General features: G+C 59.7%; 13 protein-coding genes, 1 tRNA gene and 2 pseudogenes. 5 read left to right on the top strand and 11 right to left on the bottom strand.

Features of this window, described 5'->3' with window-relative positions; genetic code table 11:
* Nucleotides 1-69 precede the first annotated feature (69 nt).
* Complete coding sequence (locus ACWPW0_RS14980) at nucleotides 70-900, bottom strand: c-type cytochrome (protein ID WP_454255719.1); 831 nt, start codon at nucleotides 898-900, stop codon at nucleotides 70-72.
* A gap of 604 nt (nucleotides 901-1,504) precedes the next feature.
* Between ACWPW0_RS14980 and ACWPW0_RS14975 the strand changes: the two genes are divergently transcribed.
* The 3 genes from ACWPW0_RS14975 (at nucleotide 1,505) to ACWPW0_RS14965 (ending at nucleotide 6,170) form a co-directional block, all read left to right on the top strand.
* Nucleotides 1,505-2,710 carry an acetyl-CoA C-acetyltransferase gene (locus tag ACWPW0_RS14975; protein ID WP_454255718.1) on the top strand — a complete coding sequence of 402 codons (1,206 nt, stop codon included), beginning with the start codon at nucleotides 1,505-1,507 and terminating at the stop codon, nucleotides 2,708-2,710.
* Nucleotides 2,711-2,870: 160 nt separating this feature from the next.
* The gene (locus tag ACWPW0_RS14970; RefSeq protein WP_454255717.1) at nucleotides 2,871-5,015 is read left to right on the top strand and encodes a 3-hydroxyacyl-CoA dehydrogenase NAD-binding domain-containing protein; all 2,145 of its coding nucleotides are present in this window, start codon (nucleotides 2,871-2,873) and stop codon (nucleotides 5,013-5,015) included.
* Nucleotides 5,016-5,381: 366 nt separating this feature from the next.
* Nucleotides 5,382-6,170: a substrate-binding periplasmic protein gene (locus tag ACWPW0_RS14965; RefSeq protein WP_447592669.1), complete on the top strand. Its 789-nt coding sequence runs from the start codon at nucleotides 5,382-5,384 to the stop codon at nucleotides 6,168-6,170.
* An 8-nt stretch (nucleotides 6,171-6,178) separates the two neighbouring features.
* On the opposite strand, the gene ptrC is transcribed toward ACWPW0_RS14965, so the two are convergent.
* Both ptrC and ACWPW0_RS14955 read right to left on the bottom strand, forming a co-directional pair.
* Entirely contained in the window at nucleotides 6,179-6,385 is a 207-nt protein-coding gene (gene ptrC / locus ACWPW0_RS14960) for a type III secretion system co-regulatory protein PtrC (protein WP_447592667.1), read from the bottom strand.
* Between the two features lie 29 nt (nucleotides 6,386-6,414).
* Nucleotides 6,415-6,546 carry a hypothetical protein gene (locus tag ACWPW0_RS14955; protein WP_447592665.1) on the bottom strand — a complete coding sequence of 44 codons (132 nt, stop codon included), beginning with the start codon at nucleotides 6,544-6,546 and terminating at the stop codon, nucleotides 6,415-6,417.
* Nucleotides 6,547-6,756: 210 nt separating this feature from the next.
* Between ACWPW0_RS14955 and ACWPW0_RS14950 the strand changes: the two genes are divergently transcribed.
* A complete protein-coding gene (locus ACWPW0_RS14950; RefSeq protein WP_447592663.1) occupies nucleotides 6,757-7,488 on the top strand; it encodes an amidotransferase in 732 nt (243 codons plus the stop codon).
* A gap of 50 nt (nucleotides 7,489-7,538) precedes the next feature.
* Here ACWPW0_RS14950 and ACWPW0_RS14945 read toward each other — a convergent pair whose 3' ends face one another.
* From ACWPW0_RS14945 to ACWPW0_RS14925, 5 genes and pseudogenes are all read right to left on the bottom strand, one after another.
* Nucleotides 7,539-8,510, bottom strand: a complete 972-nt coding sequence (locus ACWPW0_RS14945) for a magnesium and cobalt transport protein CorA (RefSeq protein WP_447592661.1) — start codon at nucleotides 8,508-8,510, stop codon at nucleotides 7,539-7,541.
* Nucleotides 8,511-8,577: 67 nt separating this feature from the next.
* Complete coding sequence (locus ACWPW0_RS14940) at nucleotides 8,578-9,300, bottom strand: 1-acylglycerol-3-phosphate O-acyltransferase (protein WP_454255716.1); 723 nt, start codon at nucleotides 9,298-9,300, stop codon at nucleotides 8,578-8,580.
* A gap of 125 nt (nucleotides 9,301-9,425) precedes the next feature.
* Nucleotides 9,426-10,253 carry a methyl-accepting chemotaxis protein gene (locus ACWPW0_RS14935; protein WP_454256746.1) on the bottom strand — a complete coding sequence of 276 codons (828 nt, stop codon included), beginning with the start codon at nucleotides 10,251-10,253 and terminating at the stop codon, nucleotides 9,426-9,428.
* Nucleotides 10,254-10,283: 30 nt separating this feature from the next.
* A pseudogene (locus ACWPW0_RS14930) lies at nucleotides 10,284-11,309 on the bottom strand (HAMP domain-containing protein); the annotation flags it as partial.
* 172 nt (nucleotides 11,310-11,481) lie between these two features.
* Nucleotides 11,482-12,171, bottom strand: a complete 690-nt coding sequence (locus ACWPW0_RS14925; protein ID WP_447592656.1) for a crotonase/enoyl-CoA hydratase family protein — start codon at nucleotides 12,169-12,171, stop codon at nucleotides 11,482-11,484.
* Nucleotides 12,172-12,450: 279 nt separating this feature from the next.
* Here ACWPW0_RS14925 and ACWPW0_RS14920 point away from each other — a divergent pair.
* Nucleotides 12,451-12,540: transfer RNA gene (locus ACWPW0_RS14920), tRNA-Ser, on the top strand.
* Nucleotides 12,541-12,566: 26 nt separating this feature from the next.
* Here the strand turns inward: ACWPW0_RS14920 and ACWPW0_RS14915 are convergent.
* The 3 genes and pseudogenes from ACWPW0_RS14915 to ACWPW0_RS14905 all read right to left on the bottom strand — a co-directional run.
* Entirely contained in the window at nucleotides 12,567-13,601 is a 1,035-nt protein-coding gene (locus ACWPW0_RS14915; RefSeq protein WP_454255715.1) for a phage integrase, read from the bottom strand.
* Entirely contained in the window at nucleotides 13,601-14,878 is a 1,278-nt protein-coding gene (locus tag ACWPW0_RS14910) for a hypothetical protein (protein WP_454255714.1), read from the bottom strand. The genes ACWPW0_RS14915 and ACWPW0_RS14910 overlap by 1 nt, the downstream gene beginning before the upstream one ends.
* Nucleotides 14,879-15,582: 704 nt before the next feature.
* Nucleotides 15,583-16,297, bottom strand: a pseudogene (locus tag ACWPW0_RS14905) (zonular occludens toxin domain-containing protein); the annotation flags it as partial.
* Nucleotide 16,298: the final 1 nt, after the last annotated feature.

The raw sequence follows: 16,298 nt of genomic DNA, 5'->3' as shown, positions 1-16,298 counted from the left end.
ATGAAACGTAAAGTCGATTGTCTGCAATTGCTGGCCATCCATGCCGAAACGGCAACAGATCCTGGTCCTTCAGAATCGGTTCTGCTCTGGGCCGTGCTGTTTGCGTCCGGCCATATGCCGCAGGTAGGCGAGCAACTGCTGCAACTCGGCATCGCTCAGCACCTGCGGACTGAAACCGGGCATGCGACCTTGCGGCCAGCGGCGCATGCTCTGTGGGTCGCGAATGTACTGGCGCAGGAAATCGCCTGCCAGGTATTCCGTGGGGTTGTGGGGCAGGTTGAGGTCAGGGCCGAACTGGGAGTCCCCAGCGCCATTGAGTCGGTGGCAGGCCAGGCAGTTCTTCTGGAACTGGGCAAAACCAGCCTGGATATCATTGCCGGCCGTTACCGCCGGCAGCAGGGTAGGGAAGCGCTCGGCAAGTGGTGCCAGGCGGCGGATGCGCACGACCTGAAACGGCCACTGCTCGGGGCCGATAGCCGCCGCCCGAGGATTCTCCCACACCAGGTAGAACGGCCCGGCGCTGGGCTTGCCCTTGGCCAGTGGCGGCCAGGGCTGCGCAGGATCTTCCACGGCCAGCCAGGCCCGTGCGCCTTGTTGCGCGAGCAGCGGCGCAGCGGCCAGTTCGGCGGCAAAGCCATCGCGCGCCACCGCTTGCAGGTGGTCACCGGGGGCAACGCCTTTGAGCAGTGCGGCAAGTGGTACGGCGCGATAGTGCATGTCGCGCTTGTAGGCCACATCGCCAGGAATCTGGATGGTTTGCGCATCGGGGTGGGTAAGCAGCTCGGTGCTCTGCCAGACCTGTGTGCCGCCTGGCAATTCGAGCGTCAGTTCTACTGCGAATACGGGCAGGCCAACGCAGATCGCCAGGCCGGAAAGAAGGAAAGCGAGTAACGCACGCATGGACAGCGGGGCTTCATGACCGAGGATCACCAGACCCTAGCACAGGCGCCTTCGCCGGGCAGCCAGCACCGCATCAGTGATCGGATGGCGGCCTGCCGGGGATGAGCGACTCAACTGAACAACCGTGGGATGTTGGGGAGGATGAGGATCACTGCTGTGGCCAGGACGATGAGGCTTGCCTGCCGGTATTTCGGTTGTCTGAACATGGTGTACAGCCTTTTTTCTTGTTGGTGCTTCCCGCTCGGGGGAGCCGAATGTCGCCGTGGCGCGAATAATAAAATCGTCCCGGCAGAACCCGGCGACGATGCCTTGCATGAGTAACTCTAGGGTTGTGCTGATGTTCGGCTTAGATCACTTGGCTCCAAGAGCCGGTGTGCTGTGGCGCTGCGGTTATGGCCGCGAGTGCTCTATTCTGCCTTCAGCCCTCGTTCCAGAGAGCCTGAAGCCCCGCCGGTGGCGGATTTCAGCGGCGTGACCGTCTGTCAGGGGCGAATGGCTGAGCCGAACGGTCAATAGGCCTGAGCGCATTGGTCATTTGAGTGAATGCGTCACGCGACTAAGGTGGGTGTTCCGGCATTCGCCATTGCCAGCATTCGAGGACGTCATGACCGAAGCATTCATTTTCGACGCCGTGCGCACGCCGCGCGGCAAGGGCAAGAAGGACGGTGCGCTGTACAGCGTCAAACCGGTCAGCCTGGTCGCGGGGCTGTTGCGTGCGCTGGAACAGCGCAATCAACTCGATACCCGTCAGGTCGATGACATCGTCCTCGGTTGCGTGACGCCGGTTGGTGATCAGGGGGCGGATATCGCCAAGACGGCGGCCATGGTCGCCGACTGGGACGTCAGCGTTGCCGGTGTCCAGCTCAACCGCTTCTGCGCGTCGGGACTGGAAGCGGTCAACGTCGGCGCAATGAAGGTGCGTTCAGGTTTCGAAGACCTGGTAGTGGTCGGCGGCGTGGAGTCGATGTCGCGCATTCCCATGGGCTCCGATGGCGGCGCCTGGGTGATGGACCCGGAAACCAACATGCACACCCATTTCACCCCACAGGGGATCGGTGCCGATCTGATCGCCACACTGGAAGGGTTCAGCCGCAATGATGTCGATGCCTTTGCCTTGCGCTCGCAGCAGAAGGCTGCGCGTGCCAGCGCCGACGGCTCGTTCAGCAAATCGCTGGTGCCGGTGACCGACCAGAACGGCATCGTTCTGCTCGACCACGATGAGTTCATCCGTGGCGATTCCACCCTGGAAGGCCTGAACAAACTCAAGCCGAGCTTCGAGATGATGGGGCAGATGGGCTTCGACGCCACCGCTCTGCGCGTCTACAGCCATGTCGAGCGTATCGACCACGTACACACTCCGGGCAACAGCTCCGGCATCGTTGACGGCGCTGCGCTGATGCTCATCGGTTCCGAAGCCAAGGGCCGCGAGCTGGGGCTCAAGCCACGCGGCCGCATCGTGGCCACTGCGGTGACCAGTACCGACCCGACCATCATGCTCACCGGCCCCGCACCGGCTACGCGCAAGGCACTGGCCAAGGCCGGGCTGCAGATCGGCGACATCGATCTGTTCGAGGTCAACGAAGCCTTTGCTTCGGTGGTCATGAAGTTCATGAAGGACATGGGCGTCAGCGAAGACAAGGTCAACGTCAATGGCGGTTCCATCGCCATGGGCCACCCGCTGGGTGCCACCGGCTGCGCGATTCTCGGCACCCTGCTCGACGAGCTGGAGAAGCGCGAGCTGCGTTATGGCCTGGCCACTCTCTGCGTGGGCGGCGGTATGGGCATCGCCACCATCATCGAACGCATCTGATGAGCGTCCAGCCGCTGCTGCGCTCGGCCTGGCGTTGTTGGAATCCGGCTCAGAATGCTCATTTGCTACAGCAAACTGCGCTTCTTCGCCAAATTCCGCCTAGCCAGACCTTCGCTCGCGACGTGGCTGAATCGCTCCTCGAATCTGAGGAATGAGAAAAATGACTGACGCCATCCGTTATGAAAAAGGCCAGGACAATATCGTTGTCCTGACCATGGACATGCCCGGGCAGAGTGCCAACACCATGAACGCGGTGTACCGCGAGGCGATGGGCAAGGTGGTCGACCGCCTGGAGGCCGAACGCGACGACATTGCCGGGGTCATCGTGACCTCGGCGAAGAAGACCTTCTTCGCCGGCGGTGATCTCAACGAGCTGATCAAGGTCACCAAGGCCGATGCCAATGATTTCTACCAGATGATCCTGCGCATCAAGGGGCAGTTGCGCCGTCTGGAAACCCTCGGCAAGCCCGTTGTCGCAGCCATCAATGGCGCTGCCCTGGGCGGCGGTTGGGAAATCGCCCTGGCCTGCCACCATCGCATTGCCCTGGGCAGCAGCAGTGTGCAACTGGGCCTGCCGGAAGTGACGCTGGGCCTGCTACCTGGCGGCGGTGGCGTGGTGCGCATGGTGCGCCTGCTCGGCCTGGAGAAGGCCCTGCCATACCTGGCTGAAGGCAAGAAAGTACGGCCGGCCGAGGCGCTCAAGGCCGGGCTGATTCACGACACGGCAGCGACTGTCGAGGAAATGCTGGACAAGGCGCGTGCCTGGATCGCGGCCAATCCCGCAGCCAAGCAGCCCTGGGATGTCTCCGGCTACAAGATTCCCGGCGGCACGCCATCCAGCCCCAGTGTGGCGCAGATGCTGGCCATCGCGCCCTCGGTACTGCGCGACAAGACCAAGGGCTGCTTCCCGGCGCCGGAGAAGATCATGTGCGCCGCCGTGGAAGGTGCGCAGGTCGATTTCGACACCGCACAACTGATCGAGGCGCGCTACTTCACCGAGCTGACCACCGGCCAGGTGGCGAAGAACATGATCGGCACCTTCTGGTTCCAGTTGAACGAGATCAACGCCGGTAGTTCGCGACCCAAGGGCTTTGCGCCCTACGTGACGAAAAAGGTCGGCGTGCTTGGTGCCGGCATGATGGGGGCTGGCATCGCTTACGTATCGGCTGCGGCCGGGATCGAAGTGGTGCTCAAGGATGTGTCCATCGAGGCTGCCGAGAAGGGCAAGGCCTACTCGGCAACCCTGCTGGAGAAGAAGGTTTCCCGCGGCCAGATGAGCGCCGAGAAACGCGACGCCTTCCTCGCCCTGATCACGCCAACGGTGAGCGATGCCGATTTCGCCGGGTGCGACCTGATCATTGAAGCGGTCTTCGAGGACCGCGACCTCAAAGCCACCGTTACTGCGGCCGCCGAGCGCAGCGCACTGAGCGATGCGGTAATCGCCTCGAATACTTCGACCCTGCCCATCACCGGCCTGGCCGGCGCCGTGGCGCAGCCCGAGAAGTTCATTGGCCTGCACTTCTTCAGCCCGGTGGACAAAATGCCGCTGGTCGAGATCATCAAGGGCGCGCAGACCAGTGACGCGACCCTGGCGCGTGGTTTCGACTACGTCCTGCAGATCAAGAAGACGCCGATCGTGGTCAACGACAGCCGTGGGTTTTTCACCTCGCGGGTGTTCGCCACCTTCACCAACGAGGGCATCGCCATGCTTGGCGAGGGTGTGTCGGCGGCCATGATCGAGACCGAGGCGCGCAAGGCCGGTATGCCGGTTGGCCCGCTGGCCATCAGCGATGAAGTGTCGATGAGCCTGATGAACCACATTCGCCAGCAGACCATCAAGGACCTGCGTGCGGAAGGCAAGTCGGTTCCCGAGCACCCGGCGTTTGCCGTTATCGATCTGATGCTGGGCGAGTACAAGCGGCCGGGCAAGGCAGCGGGCGGTGGTTTCTATGACTACCCAGCGGGTAGCAAGAAGCACCTGTGGCCCGAGCTGAAGGCGCGTTTCGAGAAGGCAGATGCGCAGATTTCCCAGGTCGATGTGCGTGACCGCATCCTGTTCATCCAGGCCATCGAAACCGTGCGGTGCCTGGAGGAGGGCGTGCTGCTGTCTACCGCCGATGCGAATATCGGCTCGATCTTCGGTATCGGGTTTGCCGCCTGGAGTGGTGGTGCCCTGCAATTCATCAACCAGTACGGTGTTCAGGACTTCGTTGCCCGTGCCCGTTACCTGGCGGAGCAGTACGGGGAGCGCTTCGAGCCGCCGGCGCTGTTGCTGGAGAAGGCAGCCAAAGGCGAACAGTTCTGAGGCAGTGAAGTATCTTCCAGGCGTTTGCTCGTGAGCGCCTGGAGCCACCAACAAAACCGGCCTTAGGGCCGGTTTTGTTTTGGGGTACCGCCAGGAGTGCGCGTAAGGTAGACATACAGTACAGCCGGGCTTCACTGTAGGATCAGGCTAGTGGCCATAGAGTGGCGCTGCTGCCATGCTGAATCTGTAAAAGGTCTGCTGCGCGTCGGTTCTGCGGCGTTAAGAACAGGCTCAGAATGCTCATTTACGGTATGTAAACTGCGCTTCTTCGCCTATTTTCCGGGGGCGTCTGGCTCTTGCGTACCTCTAGCTCGCGAGACGTTGAACAGATTCTGAGGACGCATGGTGTCAGTGAGGGAGGTGAATTTGCACGGATGTAATGAGAACCTGCGATTTTCCTGCGTGATGCTGCTGGCCTGGTTGTTATGCTGGCCGTCGTTGAGCGCTGCCGAGTTACCACTGAATGTCTATGTCGGTCAGGGGCAAATGCCCTATGCCGATGACAAGGCCGGTAACCATGGCCTATTCGGTGAGTTAATGCAGGCCATGTGTGATCGCCTCCAGCGCGAGTGCCGCTATGTGAGCGTGCCCTGGAAACGCGTGCAGCTCGAGGTGGCCACGGACCCGCAGGGCATCGTGCTCAGCCTGGGTCGGGTTGCCGAGCGAGAAGATGGCTTCATCTGGCTGCTCGATGTGTTGCCGTCATCCTACGTGCTGGCCAGTCAGGGCAAGTCGTATGGCAGCCTGTCCCAGGCGCTGACTGCCGGACCGGTGGTGGTAATGGCGGGTACGCCGCGTTCGTTGGAGCTGCAAGCGCTGAAGCAGCCCGGGCAGGTGGTGGTGGAAGTGACGGACCCGAAACAGGCTGCGCGTATGCTGCACAGTGGGCGAGTCAGTGCCTGGTACGAGATCGATATGCGGGTGAACTACCTGTGGCACCTGCTGGGTTATCCGCCTGCCGAAATTCAGTTCGGCACACCGATCAACGTGACGCACAACTACATCGCTGGCAGTCCGATACTCGAAGATGCGGCTCTCATCCAGCGGCAGATGCGCCAGGCATTTGCCGAACTCCAGGCTGATGGCAGTTGGGGGCGAATTCTTACCCGTTACCTCGGCGAGCAGATAGCTCGCGAGCTGCTGCAGCAACCCTGATCGGACTATCAGGTGTCCCGACACCAGCGGTGCACACAAACCGCATCGTGGATGGCGTATTTCTCGCTCTGCCGGGTGGGCATGCGCAGCGTCAGCAAGCTGCCATCATCCAGCTGTACGGCGGCTTCGGATTCGAAGTGCAGGCCGGAGTCGTCCAGGCTGGCGTAAGTCACACCGTAGGTCTGTCTACTGACGAAAGCTTCGGTGATGGTCATGGTGATCTCCTCCTGGCGTAGGCCAGGATTTATTTGCGGTCCTGGCGGGTGTTGCGTGCAGGGTGTGCGCCTTTGTCTGCAGCACGCGGGGTGTCGGTATGGGGCGCGCTATGGAAAGCCGAAGCGGCGATCAGGCTGGCGATGGCGGCGAACTTGTTCATGTCGATTCCTCAAAGAAAGGGTGAGGACTGCATGATTGATGAGCGCTCGCATCAACAGAAGTGAATGGCAAGCATGGTAACTATCGAGCAGGCTGATAATCACCCGGGACAAGGCTGCCGGCCGCCGGGTGATAGTTGCGCTGACAGGGTCGTTCAAGGCAGGCTTGGGCCTTGTAACGCGTTCAACCTCCGCTTCAGGTAATTCTCCCCATGTCCTTGCGTATCTGCATTCTGGAAACCGATGTTCTTCGTCCCGAACTGGTCGATCAGTACCAGGGTTACGGGCGCATGTTCGAGCGCCTGTTCGAACGCCAACCCGTTGCGGCACAGTTCACCGTGTTCAACGTGATGCAGGGTGATTACCCGAGCGATGAGCAGACCTACGATGCCTACCTGATCACCGGCAGCAAGGCCGATTCCTTTGGACCGGACCCTTGGATCCAGACGCTCAAGGAATACCTGCTGGGGCGCTATCAGCGCGGCGACAAGCTGATCGGCGTGTGCTTCGGCCACCAGTTGCTGGCATTGCTGTTCGGCGGTCGTGCGGAGCGCGCCAGCCAGGGCTGGGGTGTGGGGATTCATCGCTACGAAGTGAAGCATCAGCCGCAGTGGATGACCCCGGCGCTTTCTGAGCTGGCTTTGCTGATCAGCCATCAGGATCAGGTGACCGCTCTGCCGGAAAAGGCCACGTTGCTGGCTTCCAGCTCATTTTGTCCGAATGCGGCCTATTGCATCGAAGATCAGGTGTTGTGCTTCCAGGGGCACCCGGAGTTCATCCACGACTATTCACGGGCGTTGCTGGATATCCGCCAGACCTGCATCGGCCAGCCGACCCACGCCAAGGCCTTGGCGAGCCTGGACAGCGATCATCACGGCAGCACGGTGGCGGAGTGGATCATGCGTTTTGTTGCCCATGGCAGGCGCGATCTGCCACTGGCCTGACTTGGAGTGCGCCAGAAAGTCTCTGGCGCTGAGTCTGGTGCACGCACCGTTTACAGCCAATCCATCCGCTTGAAGTTGGCGAACAGGCCTACGCAGCCGATGCCGATGACGCCGAGCACCCCGTAATAGCCGTAATGCCAGGTCAGCTCCGGCATGTTGTGGAAGTTCATCCCATAGATGCCCGCCACGGCAGTAGGGAAGGCCAGGATGGCCGCCCAGGCAGCGAATTTGCGCTGGGTGATGCTCTGCCGGGACGACTCGAGCAACAGGCCGATCTCGATGGCATGGTCGGCCATTTCCCTTAGCCCGGTCAGGTCCTCGAGCAGGCGATTGACGTGAATGGTGATGTCGCGGAAATACGGGCGCATGTGCTTGTCGATGAACGGGAAGTCCAGTTGTTGCAGCTCCTGGCAAATCTCCGCCATTGGCGCGATGTTGCGCCGTAAGCGCAGCAGGTCACGGCGTAGGCTATGGATGCTTTCGACATCGGCCTGGGTCAGGGGGCGATTGAGCACGTTCTGTTCGATCTCCTCCAGTTCCGCGTGGATGCCGTCCATCAGCGGCCGGTAGTTCTCCATCACGAAATTGAGCAGGGCATAGAGGACGAAATCCTCGCCATGCTCCAGCAGGAGAGGGCGGGCCTCGCAGCGTTTGCGCACCTGGGTATACGAGGCAGAGTTGCCGTAGCGGGCGCTGATGACATAACCCTTGCCGGCGAACAGTTGAGTCTCGACGAATTGCAGACGGTCGTTTTCGCGGATCGGCGAATAGACCACCATGAACAGCGCATCGCCAAAGGTTTCCAGCTTGGGTCGGGTGTGCTGGGCAATGGCATCTTCCATCGCCAGTTCGTGCAGGTTGAACTGCTGCTGGAGGCAGGTCAGCTCCTCGCTGCCAGGGTCACGGAGTCCAATCCAGACGAAATGGTCCGGCTTGGCGGCCCATTCGCGGCCTTGCTCCAGGCTGATATCCGCGACCTTGCGACCCTTGTGATAAGCGACGGCAGCTACGACCTGACCCATAAGCATTCCTCTGCGTGGCGATGACGCAGCTTAACCCAGCTTGTGTACAGGTGCAGCGCGAGGGGGATCAGCCGTGGCCGAGTTGCTCGTCCAGTTGCCGGATGCATTGCTGCATGAGTGTGTGGCAGCGCTCCATCAATTGCGGCAGATCATCCAGAGTCATACCCAGGGTCGGAATGGCCGGCAGCGACTGGATGAGAATGCGCCCGCTGGTCCAGCGGTTGACGCGAATGCGCTTGGCGTAATTGCTGACGCAGACAGGAACGATCGGCACGCCGGCCGCGATGGCCATCTGGAAGGCGCCTTTCTTGAACGGCAGCAGGTTCTCGCCGCTGTTGCGAGTACCTTCTGGAAAGACCCAGATCGAGGTGTCCTTGTGTTGCAGGGCATCGGTAGTGGTGAGCATTGCCTGCTTGGCCTTGAAGGCATTGCCACGGTCGATCAGCACATTGCCGGCCAGCCAGTACAATTGGCCGAAGAATGGCACCCACTTCAGGCTTTTCTTGCCAAGGCTGACCGTGCGCGGCGGCACCACGCGGCCGAGTACGTAAAGATCGTAGTTGGACTGGTGGTTGGCGATGATCACGCAGGCCTTGTCCTGGTTGTACAGGCTGTCGACATTGGCCTTTAGCTTGAGGCGCAGCATGCACAGGGCCGGGAGGGAATACAGGCGGGCACAGATACGACTGTTATCGGGGTTGAACGGACGGCACAGGCCCAACAGCAGGCCGAGCAGGCCGGCAACGATGAAGTGCAGTCCCATCATCGTCATACGCAGAATAAACAGCATGGGGACGCGCCCAAGAGACTAAAAGGTCGCGCAGTGTACGGCTGTACACTATTTTCGGCAATTGAGCTGTAGAGGGCGCCTGTAACGGGGCATTGCGCACCGCCGAAGCCGTGCGCAGCCCAGGTTTAGACCTTGAAACGACCCAGCAGGCGATCCTGTTGGCCGACCTGATCGACCATCACCGCACATTGGCGCACTTGCTGTTCGGCACCACCAGCGACTTCGTGGCTGATGTCGCGGATATTGGTGGTGTTGCGGTTGATTTCCTCGGTGGTGGCGCTTTGTTCTTCGGCGGCAGTGGCGATCTGCAGGTTCATGTCATTGATCCGGGTAATCGCTTCGCGAATGCGCCCCAGCATGTCATTGGCCGCACCGGCATCTTCTGCTGTCTTGCTGGCCGTGTCGCGACTCTGCTGCATGCGAGCTTCGGCCTGGCGCACGCCGGTTTGCAACTGATCGATCATCTGACGGATTTCCTGGGTCGATTGCTGGGTACGCGAGGCGAGCGAGCGTACTTCGTCCGCGACCACGGCAAAGCCTCGACCCGATTCCCCGGCACGGGCAGCCTCGATGGCGGCATTGAGCGCGAGCAGGTTGGTCTGGTCGGCAATGCTGGTGATGACCGAGAGAATCGACTCGATGTTGTGGCTGAGTTTGGCCAGCTCGTTGATCGCATGACTGGTGGCGTCCATTTCCCCAGCCAGGTGCTTGATGGCTTCTGTCGACTGGGATACCACGCGCACGCCGTTTTCCGTTTCATCGTTGGCGGCCATTGCCGCCTGGGCGGCGGCCTGGGCGTTGCGTGCGACCTCTTCGGCAGTGGAGGCCATTTCCTGCATGGCGGTGGCCAACTGATCCAGCTCCTGAAGTTGCTCTTGCAGGCGGTGTGAGGCCTGGTCGGCTTCACTGGAGGTCAGGGTGGTGCTTTCCCGAACCTGACGCGAGCTACCCATCACGTCGCCGATCAGTGTTTGCAGGCTTTGCAGGAACCCGTTGAACTCACGGGAAACCAGGGCGATCTCGTCATTGCCCAGGGCCGGCAGGCGGCGTGTCAGATCGCCCTGGCCGCTGTTGATCTCGCGCAGGGAGGCGCCGAGATGATCGAGTGGTCTGAGCAGATGTTTCATCAGCAGACCGAGCAGGAAAATGCTGATGGCAACACCGAGCAGGGTACCGATCACTGCGCGCCAACTGAGGGCATCGGCCTCGGCCATGACGATCTGCTTGTCCAGCACGACGCCGATGTACCAGTCCATGCCCTTGAGGTTGGGCAGCGGCGTGAAGGACACCAGCAGTTGCTTGTCGCCGCTGTCGACTTCCTGCAGCTCCTTGTTCAGCACCGGGTTCTTGCCGGCGAACAGGCTGCTGTAGGGCTTGCCGTTGAGGGCGGTGTCCGGGTGGGAAATGATGTTGCCGTTGCGGCTGAGCAGAAAGGCATAGCCCGCGCCGTTGAAGTCGAGGGTGTTGACCGCGTCAGCCACGGCTTTCAGGCTGATATCGCCACCGAACACGCCAAGGAAGTGGCCGCTGTCGGTGATTCTGGTGACGGCGGAAATCAGCGTCTCGCCTGTGGTGGAATCTACGTAGGGTTCAGTCAACAGGGCTTGGCTGGCGTCTTTGCCGATGCCATACCAGGGACGCTGACGGCCGTCCCATTCAGGCGCGGGATTCCAGCTGTCGCTGTTCTTGATCGGCTTGCCGTCTTCCTGCAAGGCACCGAATACCAGAATGAATTCGTCCTTGAGGATACGGGCATCGACCAGGTTCTGGGTTTGTTCAGGGCTGTAGCTGTTGTCGAGGGTCTGTGCCATCAGGTCCATCAGATGCAGCTTGGCATTGAGCCAGTTCTCGATTTGCCGGGCCAGAGCATTGCTGGATTCGGAAATGCTGGATTCGACTTGCGTGCGCAGCGTGCTGCGTACCTGATTGATCTGGGCCAACGACAACAGACTGGTGGTGAGAAACAGCACAGCGGCGGCCGCAAGGCCGACCTTATGAGCGATCTTCATGGAATGACTCCTGACAATCACGAATAAGAGAACGCGAGTGCCTGACCTCCATGACCCGGCAGCTGGATTAAAAGTAATACAGAGGCAGGAAAATTTCCCAACATATTTGCCATCATATGGCCATTAACTAGAAAGCCCGGCAAGGGCCGGGCTTTCTAGGGGTTGCTGAAGATCAGAGCGGGTGCTGCTTATCCAGCTCGATGGCCGCCTGGAGGGTATCCAGAAGTGCCTTGCGTACCTTCAGCTTGGTGTTCTTGTGGGCGGTCATGTTGATTTTCTTCAACTGCTGTGCGGCGGCGACAGCTGTGGCCATCAGTTGCTCCGGCGCCACGACCTTGTCCAGGAAACCGGCATCCACGGCGCCTTGCGGATCGAAGATCTCACCGTTGATGACCGAACGGTGGAAAGACGACTTGCGCAGGCGGTCGCGAGCCAGCTCGATACCGGCGTGGTGCATGGTCATGCCGATGATCACTTCGTTCAGGCCGATATTGAAGGGGCCTTCGACACCGATGCGGTAGTCCGCGGAAAGCAGCAGGAAGGCTCCTTTGGCGATGGCATGGCCCGGGCAGGCGACGATGATCGGGAAGGGGTGCGACAGCATACGGTGAGCCAGGGTAGAGCCAGCAGCTACCAGGGCGATGGCGTTTTGCGGACCGGAAGTCATGACCTTGAGGTCGTAACCACCCGAGAGGATGCCTGGCTGGCCGGTGATGATGACCACCGCGCGGTCTTGAGCGGCCTGATCGAGTGCGGCATTGAAGGCATCGATCATGTCGGGGGAGATGGCATTCACCTTACCGTTGTTCAGGGTCAGGGTGGCGATGCCGTCTTCGAGTTGATAGCTGATCAGGTCGCTCATGGCGGTATTCCTAGTCCTGGGGCAGAAGTGGCGCTGACGTTACCCAGCCTGACGACGCGGGTAAAGGGCTTTGGCTGACTGGTGGGTCATCCCTGCTGGTTAGATGCAGTCCATAGCACAGCGTTTGTGCAGGCCTTGAAGAGACCTATATACAGGCGAAAGCCTGCCAGGCCTCGGGCTGTGTATAAGCGCATGAATCGCCTGAAAAAAACTTTTGCCTTCACCCCAGGCTTCGGCTACATTAGCGCGCCTCGACGGACCAGCGGTTCGGCGAGATCCGGTGAAGTGTCCGAGCGGTTGAAGGAGCACGCCTGGAAAGTGTGTATACGGGAAACCGTATCAAGGGTTCGAATCCCTTCTTCACCGCCAGATAGCTACACATAAAGCCCTGATTTCTATATAGATTTCGGGGCTTTTTGCTTTTCAGAATCGGCAGGTGTCGACGAAGTGTCGAAAAGCGGATTCAAGGTCAAAGCATCCTGCAGGTGATCAGGCGACAAGTGCGCATAGCGCATGGTCATCGCAAGCGAGGTATGACCCAGGATCTTTTGCAAGGTCAGGATGTTGCCACCCTTCATCACGAAGTGACTGGCGAAGGTATGCCGTAGCACATGGGTTGCTTGGCCCTTAGGCAACTTGATCTGAGTCGTATCAAGCACCCGGCTGAACGTCAGCATGCAATTGGTGAACAGCCCATGCTGCTTGAAGTAGATCTGTAGAGCCTTTTCCAGGGTTTTACTGACAGGAATGGAGCGAGTCCGTCGAGACTTGGTATTGGCGAAGGTCACCATACCGTTGCGCACCCGCTCAGGCGTCAATGCCTGTGCCTCTCCCCACCTAGCACCAGTCGACAAACACACGCGGGCAATCAACCCAAGGGCGGGGCTTGTATGGCGAGCATCGAGAGCCTCGAGGACTTCCTGGACTTGCGCTGAAGACAGAAAGGAGAGGGGGCGTTCCTGTAGTCGCAGTGGGCGAACCTTGGCAAGTGGATTGGGATAGTCGATATCGCCCAATCGGTGCAACTCGTTAAATACTGCTTTCAGGTAACCCAACCGATTGTTCAGCGTCTTGCCATGGATACCGGATTCGAGCAAAGCACGCCGGGTTTCGCAGAAGGCGTTTCCGGTGAAGCCAGAGCCAACAGGATCACCCAAGTCCTTGGCCAGCTTTTGCAGGGTGCGTAGTAGAGCAGGGCCATCAGCCAATGTATGCCCGTGCAGATCGTAATAGCGTATGCATAGCTCAGACAGGCGACGCCGATCCTTTGGCTTGGGCGACCAGGTAGGGGACTCGATACATTTGGCCCGGCAGGTTGATTCAAAGCGCTGCGCTTCGCCCTTGGTTTTGAATGTCTTGCGGAAGCGCTTGCCCTTGATGGGTTCAACGTCGACTTTCCAGCGCCCGTCCGGCTGTTGCTCGATGGCCATCAGACAGCACGCCCCCACCTGACGTGGCGCTCCTCGAGCAGATCCTTGATGTGCTTGTAGAGGTCGTATTCGCTCATATCCTTGGCGGCGTAATGGTCACGAATCACCGGCCAGCATTCCCAGGTTTGCAGCCGGTCAAACGCCTTTTTTGCACCCACCTTTTCCCTTGCCAGCAGACTGACGAAGTTACCCAGGAACAGCTCGACATTCTTGCCGGAGAAGCCACGGCTGGACTTGTAGTAGCGCTTGTATTCGGTGTCGTCGAGCAGCGAATCAACCGGCAGGTCTACCCGCACGTCATCACGGATCAGCGTCCAGATGGCTTCATATCGGCCCGGTCGGGCCAGCAACTTGAATTGCCCAAGCCCATAGCGCCACAGCCCGTCCAGATGGCCGCAGAACGATGCAAAGGAGCGCGTGTCGATGACTTGGCCGGAATGCAGATTCACCGAACCGCTGGCGAATTGCTGAATGATGGAGTGGTGATAGCGTAGCTCTACGCGCCATACATCTTGGGCCGGATCGTAGTTGTCCGGGTCCGTATCGTCGAAGCTGTCACGGCGACGCCAAACGCTTTCCCAGTAGTCGAGTTTGTCGGTAGCGCGGGCCTGTTCGGTCTTGTTGTAGATGGCCAATTGCACGCCACTGGCCGAGCCGAACATGTGGGTTTCGCCACGACCGTACACAGCGGCTTTCATGGACCAGTTCAGCTCGTTGATGCCGGAAATGTCCCGATGGTTACGGGCGCGGCAGTGCATGCGAGCGACCAGATCGACTGGAGGTTTCCAGCCTTGGAGGTCTAGCGCCAAGTGGACGGCGCATTGGTTCAGTTCCAGGTGGCTCAGCAGTTCGCTGGCGTAATAGTCCATGCGCTCTTGCAGGCGACTGGGAGACAGGGCGTCGATTGCGTGAGGTGAAACCTCGATTTTGACGTGCGGCCCGATGGCGTCAATTTTTGCGTTGAAATTTTTGACGAGCAGGATGAACCCAAGGTCAGCGTTCTGGAGCTTGTACTGGTAGCCGGAGTCTTTACCGACGCGACCCGAGTGCCAGCGCTGGCCGGCAAAGTTGACCATGACGCCCGGCATTTCAAACAGCGCCATGATTTCGGGGCGGATCAGGCCCCGGTAAAGCTGGCGAACCGTATCGACGCCACAGCGCAGCAGGCGGACTTTCGACAGGTCGCTGATGATGGTGGTGTGTGTATCGAAGAACACGCGACCTTTCGGGTCTTCCTTGAATAGACGATTGACCCGAATTTGATCTTTAACGCTCATGAAGTACTCCAAATAGTGACGAATCGACACTTACAACCTTGGTTTATCTGACGTGTTACAGGGACGTCACGAAGGCGCGTGCCGCGCTCGCGCCTTCGTTCTGAACTGAACCACTCCGGCGCTCGCGCATCAGCGCCACGGCCTCGCTGGGTACTCGCTATCAGGCACTACCGTTACCCGTGTCAGGGTCTGAGGTTGCATGCCTGTAGAGGCGGGCTGAGAGGCTTGTATAGGGGGTGTGAGGGCCAGAGGTTGCCCTTTGCTGGTTTGTGTCTGCCCAGGGCAGATGGCTTGCCCTTTGAACCCTAGCGGGTGGCTGATATCAATCAGACAGTTACCCCGCACACGCAGGTGATACCCAAGCGCTTGCAGATCCGCGATGGACTGGCGAAAGGCGGCCCCATCACTACCCATCACATCCAGTTGGCCGAATTGCTGAAGCTGGCCATCACGAATGCCGGTCATCACCCCTCTGATAGAAAACGTACGAGGGGCAAACGGATGGTTCAGCTCAACAGCAGGCGCAGGAGCTTGCCCATCAGCCACATGACGAACAACAGCAGAAAGAGGCGAAGCAGCAGGTACTTGAGCAGCCACATCAGGGAGCGCAGTACCTGGCGTATCACCGGCAAGCGCACGAGAAGACGCCCCGACGCCATCAGTAATGACGGCAGTGCCGCCACTAAGTAGAAAATAGCTAACAGAGCCGGCAATAAGTGCCAGGAGTAGAAGTATCCGAGGCGACTTGAGAAGGCTTTTCCCTGCCTTGGTGTCTTGGGCTTTGCCGGTGGTGGTGGAGTCGTAGAGGCGGAAGGTGCGGGGCTTGATCTGCTTGTATTCAACGATGGTCCCATCCATTGGCGGGCGGTTGATTTGGGCATCATGCTGGGCTTCCTTGTAACGCCCCTTGATGCCAATTACAGCGAGATTGACGTGCTTGTAAGCCATCTCGCAGGTCATGCGAATGTCGTCGCGGATGTAGCTGATGTTTGGCGTGGTAAGGACGATGTCCCAGTTCCAATGCCGGTGACGGGTCCAGCCATCGAGCCAGCCCATGGGCCGATCAGCCGCAGAAGCCGCTTCCGGGCCACCAGGGAAGTCGAATCGCTCCAGTTCCTTTTCCCGCCATGCCTTGGGAAACACGAGCTGGGTTTCGTCGAAGATGATGAACGCGCCGCGTGGTGCCCATTGGAACCACGTGCGCATGCGTTCCATGTCTTCAACGGACTCAAGAGAGAGGTTGATGATTTCAACGCTGCTGGGAAGGTGCGGCATTACCTCAAAGACACGCTCACGGGTGAAACCACGAACATTGGTGATGATCAAACGACCCTCTTCTAGAGCAGGAATCGCATCATCCTGAATCGCACCAGAGGTCTTGAATGCGCCGTTGCCGCCATGGTGAATTTTAATAGACATA

The sequence above is a fragment of the Pseudomonas sp. Marseille-Q8238 genome, from assembly GCF_965111915.1.
This window is presented reverse-complemented; position numbering and strand designations above follow the sequence as displayed.